Source organism: Amycolatopsis sp. NPDC043889 (assembly GCF_056435645.1).
Map to the genome: position 1 here is coordinate 102,266 of NZ_JBWKEC010000003.1, position 14,725 is coordinate 116,990.

The window sequence follows — 14,725 nt, forward strand, 5'->3', positions numbered from 1 at the left end:
TCATGACCACCGCAGAGAAGATCGCCCCGCGCCTCAAGGTGCGGTACCGCGAGGAGATCAAGGGGCAGCTCCAGCAGGAGTTCTCCTTCGAGAACGTCCACCAGATCCCGGGCGTCGTCAAGGTCGTCGTGAACATGGGTGTCGGTGACGCCGCCCGTGACAGCAAGCTGATCGAAGGCGCCATCCGCGACCTGGCCGCGATCACCGGGCAGAAGCCCGAGGTTCGCAAGGCTCGTAAGTCCATCGCGCAGTTCAAGCTGCGTGAGGGCCAGCCGATCGGCGCGCGCGTCACGCTGCGCGGCGACCGGATGTGGGAGTTCCTCGACCGGCTGCTGACCATCGCGCTGCCGCGTATCCGTGACTTCCGCGGGCTTTCGCCGAAGCAGTTCGACGGCAACGGCAACTACACGTTCGGTCTCAACGAGCAGTCCATGTTCCACGAGATCGACCCGGACGCCATCGACCGCCCGCGCGGTATGGACGTCACTGTCGTCACCACCGCCAACACCGACGACGAGGGCCGCGCGCTGCTTCGCAAGCTCGGCTTCCCGTTCAAGGAGAACTGAGTCGATGGCCAAGAAAGCACTGGTCCACAAGGCCGCGAAGACGCCGAAGTTCAAGGTTCGCGGTTACACGCGCTGCCAGCGGTGCGGTCGCCCGCACTCGGTGTTCCGCAAGTTCGGGCTCTGCCGGATCTGCCTTCGCGAGATGGCACACGCGGGCGAGCTGCCCGGCGTCCGCAAGTCCAGCTGGTAAGAGTCTTTTTTAACTCCCACTTCGCCACAGGCCCTGCACGTACCGCAGGGAACCAGGGCGAGAAAGGTTGACAGGTCACCATGACGATGACCGACCCCATCGCAGACTTCTTGACCCGTCTGCGTAACGCGAACTCGGCGTACCACGACGAGGTCGTGCTTCCCCACTCGAAGATCAAGGCGAACATCGCCGAGATCCTCAAGCGCGAGGGTTACATCTCGGGCTACCGCGATGAGCCGGGCGAGAAGCACAAGAACCTCGTCGTGGAGCTGAAGTACGGCCCCAACCGTGAGCGCAGCATCGCCGGCCTCCGCCGCGTGTCCAAGCCCGGCCTGCGGGTCTACGCAAAATCGACCGAACTGCCGTCGGTTCTCGGTGGCCTCGGCGTCGCGATCATCTCGACGTCGTCCGGCCTCCAGACCGACCGTCAGGCCAAGCGAAACAGCGTGGGCGGCGAAGTCCTCGCCTACGTCTGGTAAGGAAGGGGGCAAAGACATGTCACGCATTGGAAAGCTGCCGGTCGCCGTCCCCTCCGGGGTCGAGGTGACCATCGAAGGTCAGCAGATCAAGGTCAAGGGGCCCAAGGGCACCCTTGAGCACACCATCGCCGAGCCGATCACCGTCGAGAAGGCTGAGAACGGCACGCTCGAGGTGAAGCGTCCCGACGAGGAGCGCACCAGCCGTGCCCTGCACGGTCTCACCCGGACGCTGGTCAACAACCTCGTCGTCGGTGTGACCGAGGGCTACGAGAAGAAGCTCGAGATCCACGGTGTCGGTTACCGCGTGCAGGCCAAGGGCTCGGACCTCGAGTTCGCCCTCGGCTACAGCCACCCGGTGAAGATCGAGGCCCCGGAAGGCATCACCTTCAAGGTCGAGACCCCCACCCGGTTCTCGGTCTCGGGCATCGACAAGCAGAAGGTCGGCCAGATCGCCGCGGTCATCCGCAAGCTGCGCCGCCCGGACCCGTACAAGGGCAAGGGCCTGCGCTACGAGGGTGAGAAGATCCGCCGCAAGGTCGGAAAGACGGGTAAGTGATCATGAGCGACACGACTACGAAGCGCAAGCCGGTCGGCAAGGACATCTCGACCCGCCGCCGCGTCGCGAAGGCCCGTCGGCACTTCCGCCTTCGCAAGAAGATCAACGGCACGGACCAGCGTCCGCGCCTGGTCGTCAAGCGTTCGTCGCGGCACATCGCCGTGCAGCTGATCGACGACCTCGCCGGCAAGACCCTGGCGTCGGCGTCCACCCTCGAGGCGGACGTCCGCGCGCTGGAAGGCGACAAGAAGGCCAAGGCCGCCAAGGTCGGGGAACTCGTCGCCGCCCGCGCCAAGAACGCCGGTGTCTCGACCGTGGTGTTCGACCGTGGTGGCAACGCCTACCACGGCCGCATCGCGGCGCTCGCCGACGCCGCGCGTGAGGCGGGGTTGGAGTTCTGATGCAGCAGATGCTCGTGAATGGAAGGAAAGCCTGATGCCGGGACGTACACGGCAATTCGGCGGTGGCCAGGGTGGACCCGGCGGGCAGGGCGGCAACGACCGCAATGACCGTCGCGACCGCCGTGACCGGCGCGACAGCGGCCGTGGCGGGGCCGGCCAGGAAAAGACCCCGCACCTCGAGAAGGTCGTGACGATCAACCGCGTCGCCAAGGTCGTCAAGGGTGGTCGTCGCTTCAGCTTCACCGCCCTGGTGGTCGTCGGTGACGGCGACGGTCAGGTCGGCGTCGGCTACGGCAAGGCCAAGGAAGTTCCCGCGGCCATCGCCAAGGGCGTCGAGGAAGCGAAGAAGAACTTCTTCCGCGTTCCCCGCGTCGCCGGCACCATCCCCCACCCGATCCAGGGTGAGGAAGCCGCCGGTGTCGTGCTGCTCCGTCCGGCTTCGGCCGGTACCGGTGTCATCGCCGGTGGCCCGGTGCGCGCGGTGCTGGAGTGCGCGGGTGTCCACGACGTGCTGTCGAAGTCGCTCGGCTCCGACAACGCGATCAACATCGTGCACGCGACCGTGGCGGCCCTGAAGGGGCTGCAGCGTCCCGAAGAGGTCGCGGCCCGCCGCGGTCTCCCGCTCGAGGACGTCGCGCCGGCTCGGATGCTGCGCCAGCGCGCGGGCCAGGGGGTCTGACATGACTCAGCTCAAGGTGACCCAGGTCAAGAGCAAGATCGGCACGAAGCACGCTCACCGCGAGTCGCTGCGCACCCTCGGGCTGCGCAAGATCCGCCAGAGCGTCGTGCGTGATGACACTCCCGAGGTGCGCGGCCTTATCCACACCGTCCGCCACCTGGTGGAGGTCGAGGAGGTCAAGGCATGACTGCCATCAAGATCCACCACCTTCGTCCGGCTCCGGGCGCGAAGCGCGACAAGATCCGCGTCGGCCGTGGTGAGGGCTCGAAGGGCAAGACCGCCGGTCGCGGTACCAAGGGCACCAAGGCCCGGAAGAACGTGCCCGCCGGTTTCGAGGGTGGGCAGATGCCCATCCACATGCGGCTGCCGAAGCTGCGCGGCTTCAAGAACCGGTTCCGCACCGAGTACCAGCCGGTGAACGTGGGCGACATCGCCCGCGTCTTCCCGGAGGGTGGCAAGGTCGGCGCCGAGGAGCTCGTCGCGAACGGTCTGGTCCGCAAGGGCAAGCTCGTGAAGGTGCTCGGCAACGGCGACGTGAACGGCGTCAAGCTGGACGTCACCGCCGACGCTTTCTCCGGCTCCGCCAAGGAGAAGCTCTCCGCCGCCGGTGGCTCCGCCACCACGCTCTGAGCTTTCTTCGCTCGCTTCACCGAAAGGCCCGCCCGGCTCCGCCCGGCGGGCCTTTCGCTTGCGCTCGGCCGACCTGCGTTTCGCGGGCTAATCGCGATCTGGCCCGTTCCGCCCCGCCCTCCCGCCGACCTGCGTTTAGCCCCCTGATCGCGATCCGGGCGGCGGGCACCTGGGCGACCGCCAGATCGCGATCAGGGGGCTAAACGCAGGTCGGCCACTGCGGCCGCGAGCGTGGCGGAGGGGTGCCTGAGCTGGAAGGATCGTGAGGTGGCCATACCTCCCGGGCAGGACCCGCAGCTCTTCCAGCAGCCGGACGCCCCGCCGATCGTCGTGTCGGTTTCCGGCTCCATGGATCCCTTAGTGGAGCCGGCGCGATCTGGCAGGCTCGAGCCCCGCAGACTGGTCGCGGCGGGCTTGGCCGCTCTGGCTCTGGTCCTGACCCTCGTAGGCTGCCTCTTCCCGCTCTTCAAGACCGAGCATCGGTTCGCCTTCGACGCCAGCGAACAGCTCCTGATCGTGTTCGTGCAGAGCGCGTGGGACACGACGGCGACACAGACCAACGAACCTGCTTTCACCACGTCGACGTCCCCTCTCGGTATCCCGCTCCTGGTCGCCGCGGTACTCCTTCTGGCGGCCACGATCGTCAGTACGCGGGCAGCCGGGCGTCTACGCCCGGGTGCAATGGACAGGTGGGTCACCACCATCGCGGCAGTGTTCCTCGCCGGCGTCGTCAGCAGCATCGCCACGCTGAGCGGCGGGCGCCAGCTGGGAGAAGACGTCAAGGTGACCCTGACACTCGAAGCGGGTATGTGGGCCCTCTTCGCCGCGGTCGTCGCCGCAGTGAGTGCGGCGGTCATGAGCCACCGCGTCCAGGACGAAGACGTCCCGATGAGTGGCGACTCGGCTCTCACGGAAATGCCCACACCGAAGGACGGCATCTCCATGACGGTGCTCCCACCGGAGCCTCCGGACTATTCAGCCTTCGCGCCGCCGCCGGACCCCGGCGGGAAAGAGCGCGATTAGCCCGCAAAACGCGCTCGCGGTCGCCGATACGGTGAGGGAGGAGGTGACCGATGACTTGGGCGGTGGTCTTTTTCGGAGCGGCGGTCCTCGTGGCTTTTACGCCAGGGGCGAACAATCTGCTCGGCATGCACCACGGCATGACACAGGGGGCCTGGAAAGGGCTCGCCGGACTGTTAGGCCGATTGGCCGCATTCACGGTGCTGATCACGGCCGTCGCCGCCGGACTTGGACAGCTCCTCGCGGCTTCGGAGCTTGCACTCACAGTGATCAAATGGGCCGGCGTCGCCTACCTGGTCTGGATTGGCGGGCGCCTGCTGTGGTCGACGTTCCGTGCCGGCGGCACCGCGCTGGTCCAAGCGCCGCGAGGCACTGAATCCGTACCCGCGCTCCGGATCGCGAGGAAGGAATTCGTCGTCGCGATCACGAATCCGAAGGCGATCCTCATCTTCACGGCGTTCGTACCCCAGTTCATCGACGCAGCTCACGGCTCCTTTCCTGCCCAGATCGCGATTCTCGGCGCCGTCTACCTGCTCGCCGAGTTCGTGGCGGGCGCGACCTACGTCGGTGCGGGCGCGCTCGTGAAGTCGCTCCAGCTGTCCCGCCGGGCGACTCGCAACGTCGATCGCGGCACCGGCGTCGTGCTCCTCGGCATGGCGGGCGCCCTCGCCACTTCGGGCTCCTGATCACGGTGCGTTCAGCGGGCTAAGTGCGATCCGGCGGCCGGAAAAGTGAGGGACGGCAAGGCGATCTGTCAAGGTTGCGGAGCGAGAAGCGGCAGTCGATCAACCCCGCGGACCAACCTTCGTCCGGAAAACCCACACGCACTGCGGACACGCCCCGTGAAGCTGTTAGAGTCGGCGACGCGCTTCGGGACGAGTGTGCCCCGAAGCGTTCCTGGCTTGTGCCAGAAAGCTGTGTGTTCCCGCCGGCCCCAGGCCGGCCAAGCCGATCGTCGGTAAGACAGCCGACGACGCCGAGGAGGTTCCCCGCGTGCTCAGCGCCTTCCGCTCGGCTCTAGCGACGCCGGATCTACGTAAGAAGATCCTGTTCACGCTAGCCATCGTCGCGGTCTACCGAATCGGTGCCACCATCCCGGCCCCGGGCATCTCGTATTCCGCCGTGCAGCAATGCACGGAGACCGGGTCGCAGGAGGGCGTCTATCAGCTGCTGAACCTGTTCAGTGGCGGTGCGCTGCTGCAGCTGTCGCTGTTCTCGACCGGCATCATGCCGTACATCACGGCGAGCATCATCGTCCAGCTCCTCACCGTGGTCATCCCGCGGTTCGAGGAACTGAAGAAAGAAGGCCAAGCCGGCCAGGGCAAGCTGACCCAGTACACCCGGTACCTGACGATCGCCCTCGCGATCCTGCAGGCGACCGGTGTGGTGGCACTCGCCGACCGCAAGCAGCTCTTCCCGCAGTGCGACACCGCGATCATCCCGGACAACAGCGTCTACACGCTGGCCATCATCGTCATCACGATGACCGCCGGTACCGCCGTCATGATGTGGCTGGGTGAGCTGATCACCGAGCGCGGCGTCGGCAACGGCATGTCCGTCCTCATCTTCCTGAACATCGCGGCCCGCATTCCGATCGAGGGTGGCAACATCCTCAGCAGCGCCGGCCCGGTGGTCTTCACCCTGATCTGTGTGTTCGGCCTGGTGATCATCGCCAGTGTCATCTTCGTCGAGCAGGGCCAGCGCCGGATCCCGGTGCAGTACGCCAAGCGCATGATCGGCCGCCGCATGTACGGCGGGACCTCGACCTACCTGCCGATCAAGGTGAACCAGGCCGGTGTCATCCCGGTCATCTTCGCCTCGTCGCTGCTCTACCTGCCGGACCTGATCAGCCGCCTCGTCGGCGACGCCAACAGCAACGCGGGCTGGCAGGTCTTCATCCAGAACTACATCGTCAACCAGTCCAGCTGGGCGCACGTCCTGCTGTACTTCGCGTTGATCATCTTCTTCACGTACTTCTACATCACGATCACGTTCAACGTGGACGAGCGTGCGGAAGAAATGAAGAAGTTCGGTGGCTTCATCCCGGGTATCCGCCCGGGCCGACCCACCGCGGAGTACCTCAGCTACGTCCTCGGCCGGATCACCCTGCCGGGCTCGCTGTACCTGGGCATCATCGCGATCCTTCCGAACTTCTTCCTGTCCGTCACCGGCAGCGGGAACAACCAGAACTTCCCGTTCGGCGGCACGGCTGTGCTGATCATGGTCGGTGTCGGTCTCGACACCGTGAAGCAGATCGAAAGCCAGCTGATGCAACGTAACTACGAAGGGTTCTTGAAGTGACGCGCCTGGTTCTCGTTGGCCCTCCTGGCGCGGGCAAAGGTACTCAGGCGGTAGCACTGTCGGAGAAGCTCCGGATCCCGCACATCTCGACCGGCGATCTGTTCCGCGCCCACGTGGGCGAGCAGACGCCGCTGGGCCAGGAAGCCAAGCGCTACCTGGATTCCGGCGAACTCGTGCCCGACTCGGTCACGAACGAGATGGTGCGCGAGCGCCTCGCCGAACCCGACGCCAAGGTCGGTTTCCTGCTCGACGGGTTCCCCCGGAACACGAAGCAGGCCGACGTCCTCGGTGAGATCCTCGGCGAGGTCGACGCCAAGCTCAACGCGGTCATCCAGCTCCAGGTCTCGGAAGACGTCGTCGTCGATCGGCTGCTGTCCCGCGGCCGTTCGGACGACACCGAAGAGGTCATCCGCCGCCGTCAGCAGATCTACGTGTCCGAGACCGCTCCGCTGCTCGAGTACTACTCGGACATCCTGGTCAGGGTCGACGGCGTCGGCTCGGTCGACGAGATCTCCGCCCGCGTACTGGAAGCGCTGCGCGACCGCACGTGAATCTCGGAGGACTGCGTGTACTGCAATGGCTTCGTCGTGGGCGCATGATCGAAATCAAGACCCCGGGCGAGCTTCAGGCGATGCGGGCCGCCGGCCTGGTCGTCTGGCGCACCCTCACCGCGGTGCGTGAGCTAGCCAAGCCGGGGGTGACCACGGCCGATCTCGACGAACTCGCCGAGCAGACGATCCGTGACGCGGGTGCGGTGCCCTCGTTCAAGGGGTACCACGGCTTCCCGGCGTCGATCTGCGCTTCGGTGAACGAGCAGATCGTGCACGGCATCCCGTCGAAGACCCAGGTCTTGAACGACGGCGACATCATTTCGGTGGATTGCGGCGCCATCCTCGACGGCTGGCACGGCGACTCCGCGGTCACTCTCGCGATCGGCGAGGTGTCGAAGGCGGATCTCGCGCTCTCGGCCGCCACCGAGGCGGCGATGTGGGCAGGGATCGCCGCGGTGTCGTCCGGTGGAAGGCTCACGGACATCTCGCACGCGGTGCAGACCGCGGCCGAGAAGGCCGGCCGGGAAGACGGCGTCGAGTACGGGATGATCGTCGAGTACGGCGGCCACGGCATCGGGCGCCAGATGCATATGGACCCGTTCCTGCCGAACCTGGGCAAACCGGGCAAGGGGCCGCGGCTCAAGACCGGCATGGCGCTCGCGATCGAACCCATGCTGACCGGTGGTGGCGGGGAGACCGTCGAGCTCGAGGACGGCTGGACCGTCGTGACCGCAGACGGCTCGCGGGCCTCGCACTGGGAGCACACCGTCGCGATCACCGACGACGGCCCGTGGGTGCTGACCGCCCCCGAAGACGCCTGACCTCGCCCTTCACCCTCCAGATCGCGTTTAGCCCGCTAAACGCAAGTACGCCCCCGGATCGCAGTTAGGCCGCTAAACGCAAGTGCGTCCACTGGTCGGCGGAGCGCCCGGGCCTTCCGCCGAGGCGTCCGCGCGCTGGCACCATCGGTGCACCTCGCCCGCCGAATGCCGCAGGTCACGGACCCGCCGGATCGCGTTTAGCCCGCTAAACGCAGGTCGGCGAGGGCGTACGATGGGGAAGGCCGCATCAGGCGGGCTCAAGGGGTCACCTAACACAGTCACCCCCGTTTGGGGCTCGCGACACGGGTTGCGTACACTGTCAAGTCGGTGTACTCATCGCGCCCGGATCCTGCGCGCTCGTGAATTCTCGCGAACGGACATTGGACCCGGGCAGGAGTGTGCCGATGCACCACCCAGCCAAGCACTCAAGCTTTGACTGATCACACAGTGTAGCGACAGGAAATGCGGAGGACATGGGCAAGAAAGACGGGGCCATCGAGGTCGAAGGCCGCGTAGTCGAGCCGCTCCCCAACGCGATGTTCCGCGTCGAGTTGGAGAACGGCCACAAGGTCCTTGCACACATCAGCGGCAAGATGCGGCAGCACTACATCCGCATCCTGCCCGAGGACAGAGTTGTCGTGGAGCTCTCGCCCTACGACTTGTCACGTGGTCGCATCGTCTACCGCTACAAGTGATCACGACGAGTTAGCACAAGCAGGAGAGCAGGAGACGTGAAGGTCCAGCCGAGCGTCAAGAAGATCTGCGACAAGTGCAAGGTGATCCGCCGTCACGGCCGGATCATGGTGATCTGCGAAAACCTGCGGCACAAGCAGCGGCAGGGCTGATCACTCGCACTCGTACAGAGTGGATTGACGGCTACACAATCTCCCCGCACCTGCCGGGCCGTGCGAACGGCCCGGTTCACCCCCGGACTTCAGGCCGGGGCCGGGACACCCGAAGCGCAAGCCGAGGGCACGACAGGCGAGTCGGTCCCGGGACCGGACGGGGAGCAGACCTGAAGATGAATTCTATGAAGGAGCATCAACGCCAATGGCACGACTCGCTGGCGTAGACCTCCCCCGCGAAAAGCGGTTGGAGATCGCGCTGACCTACATCTACGGCATCGGCCGTACCCGCTCGAAGCAGCTCATCGCGGCTGCCGAGCTCAACGCGGACACTCGCGTCAAGGATCTGAGCGATGACGACCTCGCCAAGCTGCGGGTCTACATCGAGGAGAACTTCAAGGTCGAGGGTGACCTTCGCCGCGAGGTGAACGCCGACATCCGTCGGAAGATCGAGATCGGGTGCTACGAGGGCCTTCGCTGGCGCCGCGGACTTCCCGTCCGTGGTCAGCGCACCAAGACGAACGCCCGCACCCGTAAGGGTCCGAAGAAGACGGTCGCCGGCAAGAAGAAGGCTGGCAAGAAGTGAGCGTCCAGGGCAAGAAGGTCGTGCAGATGGGCGGCGTCCGCCGTCGTGGCTCGGCTTGTGTCTCGCCCAAGGCGCTCTACGCCCGCCCGATGGCGCTCCGCAACCTGTACACCGACGCCGGTTCGATCATCCGGCGCGGACAGGCCGAAGCGGTCGCCGCTCACCAAGAGAACGCGCGCTAACAGGAGAACCCTCAAAACATGCCACCGAAGTCTCGTACTGCGGCGGGGGCCAAGAAGGTCCGCCGTAAGGAAAAGAAGAATGTCGCGCACGGTCACGCGCACATCAAGAGCACCTTCAACAACACCATCGTCTCGATCACGGACCCGACCGGTGCCGTGATCGCGTGGGCGTCGAGTGGTCACGTGGGCTTCAAGGGCTCGCGTAAGTCCACCCCGTTCGCCGCGCAGATGGCCGCCGAGAACGCCGCCCGCAAGGCTGCCGAGCACGGCATGAAGAAGGTCGACGTTTTCGTGAAGGGCCCGGGTTCGGGCCGCGAGACGGCGATCCGCTCGCTGCAGGCGGCCGGCCTCGAGGTCGGCACCATCCAGGACGTGACCCCGCAGCCTCACAACGGCTGCCGCCCGCCCAAGCGGCGCCGGGTCTGAGGAACGGGGAGGAGTAAGAAGAAATGGCTCGTTACACCGGCCCCGCGACGCGTATTTCGCGTCGCCTCAAGGTTGACCTCATCGGCGGCGACCAGGCTTTCGAGCGTCGCCCCTACCCGCCGGGCCAGCACGGCCGCGGGCGCATCAAGGAGTCCGAGTACCTCCTGCAGTCGCAGGAGAAGCAGAAGGCTCGCTACACCTACGGCGTTCTCGAGCGTCAGTTCGTCCGGTACTACAAGGAAGCCGTCCGGCGTCCGGGTAAGACCGGTGAAAACCTGCTGCAGATCCTCGAGTCCCGGCTGGACAACGTGATCTACCGCGCCGGCATCGCCCGCACCCGCCGTCAGGCGCGTCAGCTGGTGAGCCACGGCCACTTCCTGGTCAACGGCGTCAAGGTCAACGTCCCGTCCTACCAGGTCACGAAGTGGGACATCATCGACGTGCGGCCGAAGTCGTTCGCGATGCTGCCCTTCGTCGCGGCCAAGGAGTCTTTCGGCGAGCGTCCCGTTCCCGCGTGGCTCCAGGTCGTTCCGTCCAACCTCCGTGTGCTGGTCCACCAGCTCCCGGAGCGCGCTCAGATCGATGTTCCGGTCCAGGAACAGCTGATCGTCGAGCTCTACTCGAAGTGATCCACCATCGGGCCGGGGTTTCCCCGGCCCGATGTGGGCACGGGCGGCGGCGCCCGGAGTGCGCCGCCGCTTCGCCATCCCTTTCGGTGTCATATGGCGGGCGCCGTTTGGAAAGGAATTAGGAAAGATGCTGATTTCCCAGCGACCGGCTCTCGGCGAAGAGACGGTCAACGAGACCCGCTCCCGGTTCACCATCGAACCGCTGGAGCCCGGCTTCGGCTACACGCTCGGCAACTCGCTGCGGCGCACGCTGCTGTCGTCCATTCCTGGCGCGGCCGTGACGAGCATCCGCATCGACGGCGTGCTGCACGAGTTCACCACCGTTCCCGGGGTGAAGGAAGACGTCACCGACATCATCCTGAACCTCAAGGAGCTCGTGGTCTCCTCGGAAGAGGACGAGCCGGTCACCATGTACCTGCGCAAGCAGGGCCCCGGTGAGGTCACCGCCGCCGACATCGTGCCCCCGGCCGGTGTCACCGTGCACAACCCGGATCTGCACATCGCGTCGCTGAACGGCAAGGGCAAGCTCGAGATCGAGCTCGTCGTCGAGCGCGGCCGCGGTTACGTTCCGGCCCTGCAGAACAAGCAGGCGGGCGCGGAGATCGGCCGGATCCCGGTCGACTCCATCTACTCCCCGGTGCTGAAGGTGACCTACAAGGTCGAGGCGACCCGTGTCGAGCAGCGCACCGACTTCGACAAGCTGATCCTGGACGTGGAGACGAAGCCGTCGATCACGCCGCGGGACGCTGTCGCGTCGGCCGGTAAGACGCTGGTGGAGCTGTTCGGTCTCGCGCGCGAGCTGAACGTCGACGCCGAAGGCATCGAGATCGGCCCGTCGCCGCAGGAGGCGGACACCATCGCCGCCTACGCGATGCCGATCGAGGACCTGGACCTCACCGTCCGGTCGTACAACTGCCTCAAGCGCGAGGGCATCCACACCGTCGGCGAACTGGTCTCGCGCAGCGAGGCCGACCTGCTGGACATCCGCAACTTCGGTGCGAAGTCGATCGACGAGGTCAAGCTCAAGCTCGTCGGTCTCGGCCTCGCGCTGAAGGACAGCCCGCCCGGGTTCGACCCCACCGCGGCCGCGGCCAGCTACGACGGTGAAGGCTGGTCCGAGGGCGTCGACAGCATCACGGACGGAATTTCGGACAACGGCCACGACGATGGCCAGGACTACGCAGAGACGGAGCAGCTGTAAGGCCAGCTTCGGCTCCCTCACCGGTAGGGGTGGGGGAGCCCCGGCCTCCAGCTGTGAGCTGAACGAGGAGAACCGATGCCCACCCCCACAAAGGGACCCCGTCTCGGCGGGTCGCCCGCGCACGAACGGCTGATCCTGGCCAACCTGGCCACCCAGCTGTTCGAGCACGGCAAGATCACGACGACCGAGGCGAAGGCCCGGCGGGTGCGCCCGCTGGCCGAGAAGCTGATCACGAAGGCGAAGCGGGGCGACCTGCACAACCGTCGTCAGATCCAGCGCATCGTGCGCGACAAGGACGTCGTGCACAAGCTGATCGCCGAGATCGGTCCGTTCTTCGCGGAGCGTCCGGGTGGCTACACCCGGATCACCAAGACGATGGCGCGCAAGGGCGACAACGCCCCCATGGCCGTCATCGAGCTGGTGGCCGAGAAGACCGTCACCGCCGAGGCCGAGGCCGCGCGCAAGACGAAGTTCGCCAAGGACGAGCCGAAGGCTTCCGCCCCGGCCGCCGAGGAGACCACCGAGGCCACTGAGGCTGCCGACACGGCCGCCACCGAGGTTCCGGAGGCCACCGAGGCTCCCACCGCCGACGAGGCCGCTGAGGCCCCCGCCGCGGACGCGGACAGCAAGAAGGACTGACGTCCTGACGGCACCGAACACCCCGGACGAGCCCGCCACTCCCACCGCGGAGGGCGGGCTCGTTCGTCTGCGTCTGGACATCGCCTACGACGGCACCGATTTCTCGGGCTGGGCGCGGCAGCCCGGGCGGCGGACGGTGCAAGGAGTCCTTGAAGAGGCGCTCGCGAAGCAGCCTCCAGGAGCCTCGGTCCCGAAGTCCGTCGTCGTTGCCGGCCGCACCGATGCCGGTGTGCACGCGGCCGGCCAGGTGGTCCACGTCGACGTGTCGCCTTTAGGGGGCAAAACGCGATCCGGTCGCCTGGAGGTGGACGAGCAGGGCATTCCTGAGCTGGGGCGGATGCGTCACCGCTGGAATCGGTATCTGCCGGGCGACGTGCGGGTGCTGGATGCCCGGGTCGCGGCGCCTGGGTTCGACGCGCGGTTCTCGGCCGTGCGGCGGCATTACCTATACCGCGTTTCGGACGCGCCGTGGGGCGTGGATCCGTTGCGACGTCACGACACTCTGGCCTGGGGCCGTCCGCTCTCGATCGAAGCGATGAACGAGGCGTCGGCGGCTCTCATAGGGCTTCAGGACTTTGCGGCCTTCTGCAAGCAGCGTGAGGGCGGGACGACCATCCGCGAGCTGCAGCGGCTCGAATGGCGGCGAACCGGACCGCACGCGGTCGAGGTCGCGGTCTCCGCAGACGCGTTCTGTCATTCGATGGTGCGCAGTCTGGTGGGGGCGCTGCTCTTGGTCGGTGACGGCCGCCGTCCGCTGGACTGGCCCGGTGACGTCCTGGAGAGCCGGACGCGCGACAGCGCCGTGGCTCCCGCGCACGGCCTGACGTTGATGGCGGTCGACTACCCGCCGGACGCCGACCTCGCCTCGCGTGCCGATCAAACGCGCGCCATGCGCACTCCCTCCTGACCCGGCCGCGGCGCGGTTAGCGGGCTAAACGCGCCGCGGCGGCGGGCCCGCCAGACGGCCTCGACGATGCCTTTGAAGTCGTTCGCCAGGTCTTCCGCGGTGACGATGACGAAACGCCAGCCTTCGGCCTCCACGCGTCTTCGGCGTTTGCGATCGTGGGCTCGTTGTTTCGCTGTGTTGTGCCATCGGCCGTCGTATTCGACGGCGACCTTGAACTTCTCGTCCCCCAGGTCGAGGCGGGCGAGGAAATGACCGGTTCGGGCGATGACCTCGAGTTGAGGTGTCGCCGTAATGCCGCCGGCGGCCAGCACGATGCGGAGCTCCGATTCCGGAGGTGACTCCGCGCGAGGATCGGACAGTCGTAAAGCATGTCTGGCCAAGCGGATTCCCCTGTTGCGGCGGCCGTAGAACTCCCTGTTGAGATGCAGATCGGTCAGGCTCTCGGCTCTCATGAACTGATCGAGATCCGGCACGCCGATACGTAGCCGTCGCACCCAGCCGGATTTGCGGGGAGAAAGCCGAAGCAGCAGATCCAGCGCGATCCGGCTTTTCCGCGCGATGCGAATGCCGTTCCACGGCCTCGATTCTTCGGGTTTGACCTCGGTACGCCGGACCTTGATGCCGACTATCGGGCCGAAGCGGTATTTCTCCGGTACGACCATCTCGACCGGATCGTTGGGTTTGGCCAGTTCGACGCCTTGAACTGTCGCGGCAGATCGCCCGGTCAGCACCGCTTCGGGAGGCGCCAGCAACGCGGCTCCTCGGCAGCGCAACTCATGCGTGACCTCGACATCTGCGTGGGTGTAGACGTCCTGGAACAACCGCCGGACGCTCGAGCCGCGTAGCTGGCTGGCCGTGATGAGGCCCGCCTTGCGCGCCTCCGAGCCGCGGAAGACGTCGGGAAGATGAGATGAATCGAAGGGTTTGGTCATGGCGACACAGTGATCGACATGACCGACAACCCATGGCTGTGACCGTCTATTCGAGGGTGCTTTATCCACAACCCTCTGCCTATCCACAGCCGGCACGATCACCCCTTGACGGACACGCCCCACGCCCCGGATCGCGTTTAGCGGCCTAACCGTGACGCGGGCGGACGCAAAACGGGGGCACCGT

23 protein-coding genes are annotated in these 14,725 nt (G+C 66.4%); 22 read left to right on the forward strand and 1 reads right to left on the reverse strand.

Going from position 1 to position 14,725, the window contains the following annotated elements; translation table 11 throughout:
- Positions 1-2 precede the first annotated feature (2 nt).
- The 22 genes from rplE (at position 3) to truA (ending at position 13,609) form a co-directional block, all read left to right on the forward strand.
- Positions 3-566, forward strand: coding sequence for a 50S ribosomal protein L5 (rplE, locus tag AC0685_RS08445; RefSeq protein ID WP_007031042.1), 564 nt, complete (start codon positions 3-5; stop codon positions 564-566).
- 4 nt (positions 567-570) lie between these two features.
- Positions 571-756 carry a type Z 30S ribosomal protein S14 gene (locus tag AC0685_RS08450; protein ID WP_005166789.1) on the forward strand — a complete coding sequence of 62 codons (186 nt, stop codon included), beginning with the start codon at positions 571-573 and terminating at the stop codon, positions 754-756.
- A gap of 80 nt (positions 757-836) precedes the next feature.
- Positions 837-1,235 carry a 30S ribosomal protein S8 gene (gene rpsH / locus AC0685_RS08455; protein ID WP_007031043.1) on the forward strand — a complete coding sequence of 133 codons (399 nt, stop codon included), beginning with the start codon at positions 837-839 and terminating at the stop codon, positions 1,233-1,235.
- A 16-nt stretch (positions 1,236-1,251) separates the two neighbouring features.
- A complete protein-coding gene (gene rplF / locus AC0685_RS08460) occupies positions 1,252-1,791 on the forward strand; it encodes a 50S ribosomal protein L6 (RefSeq protein WP_034304256.1) in 540 nt (179 codons plus the stop codon).
- 2 nt (positions 1,792-1,793) lie between these two features.
- Positions 1,794-2,192 (forward strand): 50S ribosomal protein L18, encoded by a 399-nt coding sequence (gene rplR / locus AC0685_RS08465; protein WP_007031045.1) that lies wholly within the window; start codon positions 1,794-1,796, stop codon positions 2,190-2,192.
- Positions 2,193-2,226: 34 nt separating this feature from the next.
- Positions 2,227-2,871 (forward strand): 30S ribosomal protein S5, encoded by a 645-nt coding sequence (gene rpsE, locus AC0685_RS08470; protein ID WP_007031046.1) that lies wholly within the window; start codon positions 2,227-2,229, stop codon positions 2,869-2,871.
- Between the two features lies 1 nt (position 2,872).
- On the forward strand, positions 2,873-3,058 hold the full coding sequence (gene rpmD / locus AC0685_RS08475) for a 50S ribosomal protein L30 (protein WP_007031047.1): 186 nt from the start codon (positions 2,873-2,875) through the stop codon (positions 3,056-3,058).
- Positions 3,055-3,501 carry a 50S ribosomal protein L15 gene (rplO, locus tag AC0685_RS08480; protein ID WP_034304258.1) on the forward strand — a complete coding sequence of 149 codons (447 nt, stop codon included), beginning with the start codon at positions 3,055-3,057 and terminating at the stop codon, positions 3,499-3,501. Before rpmD ends, rplO begins: the two co-directional genes overlap by 4 nt.
- Positions 3,502-3,768: 267 nt before the next feature.
- Positions 3,769-4,524, forward strand: a complete 756-nt coding sequence (locus AC0685_RS08485) for a hypothetical protein (RefSeq protein WP_478224968.1) — start codon at positions 3,769-3,771, stop codon at positions 4,522-4,524.
- A gap of 50 nt (positions 4,525-4,574) precedes the next feature.
- Positions 4,575-5,207: a LysE family translocator gene (locus AC0685_RS08490; protein ID WP_478224969.1), complete on the forward strand. Its 633-nt coding sequence runs from the start codon at positions 4,575-4,577 to the stop codon at positions 5,205-5,207.
- A 307-nt stretch (positions 5,208-5,514) separates the two neighbouring features.
- Positions 5,515-6,822, forward strand: coding sequence for a preprotein translocase subunit SecY (gene secY / locus AC0685_RS08495; RefSeq protein ID WP_034304262.1), 1,308 nt, complete (start codon positions 5,515-5,517; stop codon positions 6,820-6,822).
- Positions 6,819-7,373 (forward strand): adenylate kinase, encoded by a 555-nt coding sequence (locus tag AC0685_RS08500; protein ID WP_034304263.1) that lies wholly within the window; start codon positions 6,819-6,821, stop codon positions 7,371-7,373. The genes secY and AC0685_RS08500 overlap by 4 nt, the downstream gene beginning before the upstream one ends.
- Before the next feature lie 44 nt (positions 7,374-7,417).
- The gene (map, locus tag AC0685_RS08505; protein WP_340684754.1) at positions 7,418-8,194 is read left to right on the forward strand and encodes a type I methionyl aminopeptidase; all 777 of its coding nucleotides are present in this window, start codon (positions 7,418-7,420) and stop codon (positions 8,192-8,194) included.
- 473 nt (positions 8,195-8,667) lie between these two features.
- Entirely contained in the window at positions 8,668-8,889 is a 222-nt protein-coding gene (infA, locus tag AC0685_RS08510; protein WP_005166804.1) for a translation initiation factor IF-1, read from the forward strand.
- A gap of 36 nt (positions 8,890-8,925) precedes the next feature.
- On the forward strand, positions 8,926-9,039 hold the full coding sequence (rpmJ, locus tag AC0685_RS08515) for a 50S ribosomal protein L36 (RefSeq protein WP_004558882.1): 114 nt from the start codon (positions 8,926-8,928) through the stop codon (positions 9,037-9,039).
- 205 nt (positions 9,040-9,244) lie between these two features.
- Positions 9,245-9,625, forward strand: coding sequence for a 30S ribosomal protein S13 (gene rpsM / locus AC0685_RS08520; RefSeq protein WP_005166805.1), 381 nt, complete (start codon positions 9,245-9,247; stop codon positions 9,623-9,625).
- Positions 9,622-9,807: a hypothetical protein gene (locus AC0685_RS08525; protein ID WP_034304268.1), complete on the forward strand. Its 186-nt coding sequence runs from the start codon at positions 9,622-9,624 to the stop codon at positions 9,805-9,807. The genes rpsM and AC0685_RS08525 overlap by 4 nt, the downstream gene beginning before the upstream one ends.
- An 18-nt stretch (positions 9,808-9,825) precedes the next feature.
- A complete protein-coding gene (rpsK, locus tag AC0685_RS08530) occupies positions 9,826-10,233 on the forward strand; it encodes a 30S ribosomal protein S11 (RefSeq protein WP_004558885.1) in 408 nt (135 codons plus the stop codon).
- Between the two features lie 23 nt (positions 10,234-10,256).
- Entirely contained in the window at positions 10,257-10,862 is a 606-nt protein-coding gene (rpsD, locus tag AC0685_RS08535) for a 30S ribosomal protein S4 (protein WP_007031054.1), read from the forward strand.
- Between the two features lie 127 nt (positions 10,863-10,989).
- On the forward strand, positions 10,990-12,063 hold the full coding sequence (locus AC0685_RS08540; protein WP_005166811.1) for a DNA-directed RNA polymerase subunit alpha: 1,074 nt from the start codon (positions 10,990-10,992) through the stop codon (positions 12,061-12,063).
- Positions 12,064-12,138: 75 nt separating this feature from the next.
- Positions 12,139-12,702 (forward strand): 50S ribosomal protein L17, encoded by a 564-nt coding sequence (gene rplQ, locus AC0685_RS08545; RefSeq protein ID WP_478224970.1) that lies wholly within the window; start codon positions 12,139-12,141, stop codon positions 12,700-12,702.
- 73 nt (positions 12,703-12,775) lie between these two features.
- Entirely contained in the window at positions 12,776-13,609 is an 834-nt protein-coding gene (truA, locus tag AC0685_RS08550; RefSeq protein WP_478225226.1) for a tRNA pseudouridine(38-40) synthase TruA, read from the forward strand.
- Here the strand turns inward: truA and AC0685_RS08555 are convergent.
- Positions 13,579-14,541 carry an endonuclease domain-containing protein gene (locus AC0685_RS08555; protein ID WP_478224971.1) on the reverse strand — a complete coding sequence of 321 codons (963 nt, stop codon included), beginning with the start codon at positions 14,539-14,541 and terminating at the stop codon, positions 13,579-13,581. The two genes, truA and AC0685_RS08555, sit on opposite strands and share 31 nt — an antisense overlap.
- Positions 14,542-14,725: the final 184 nt, after the last annotated feature.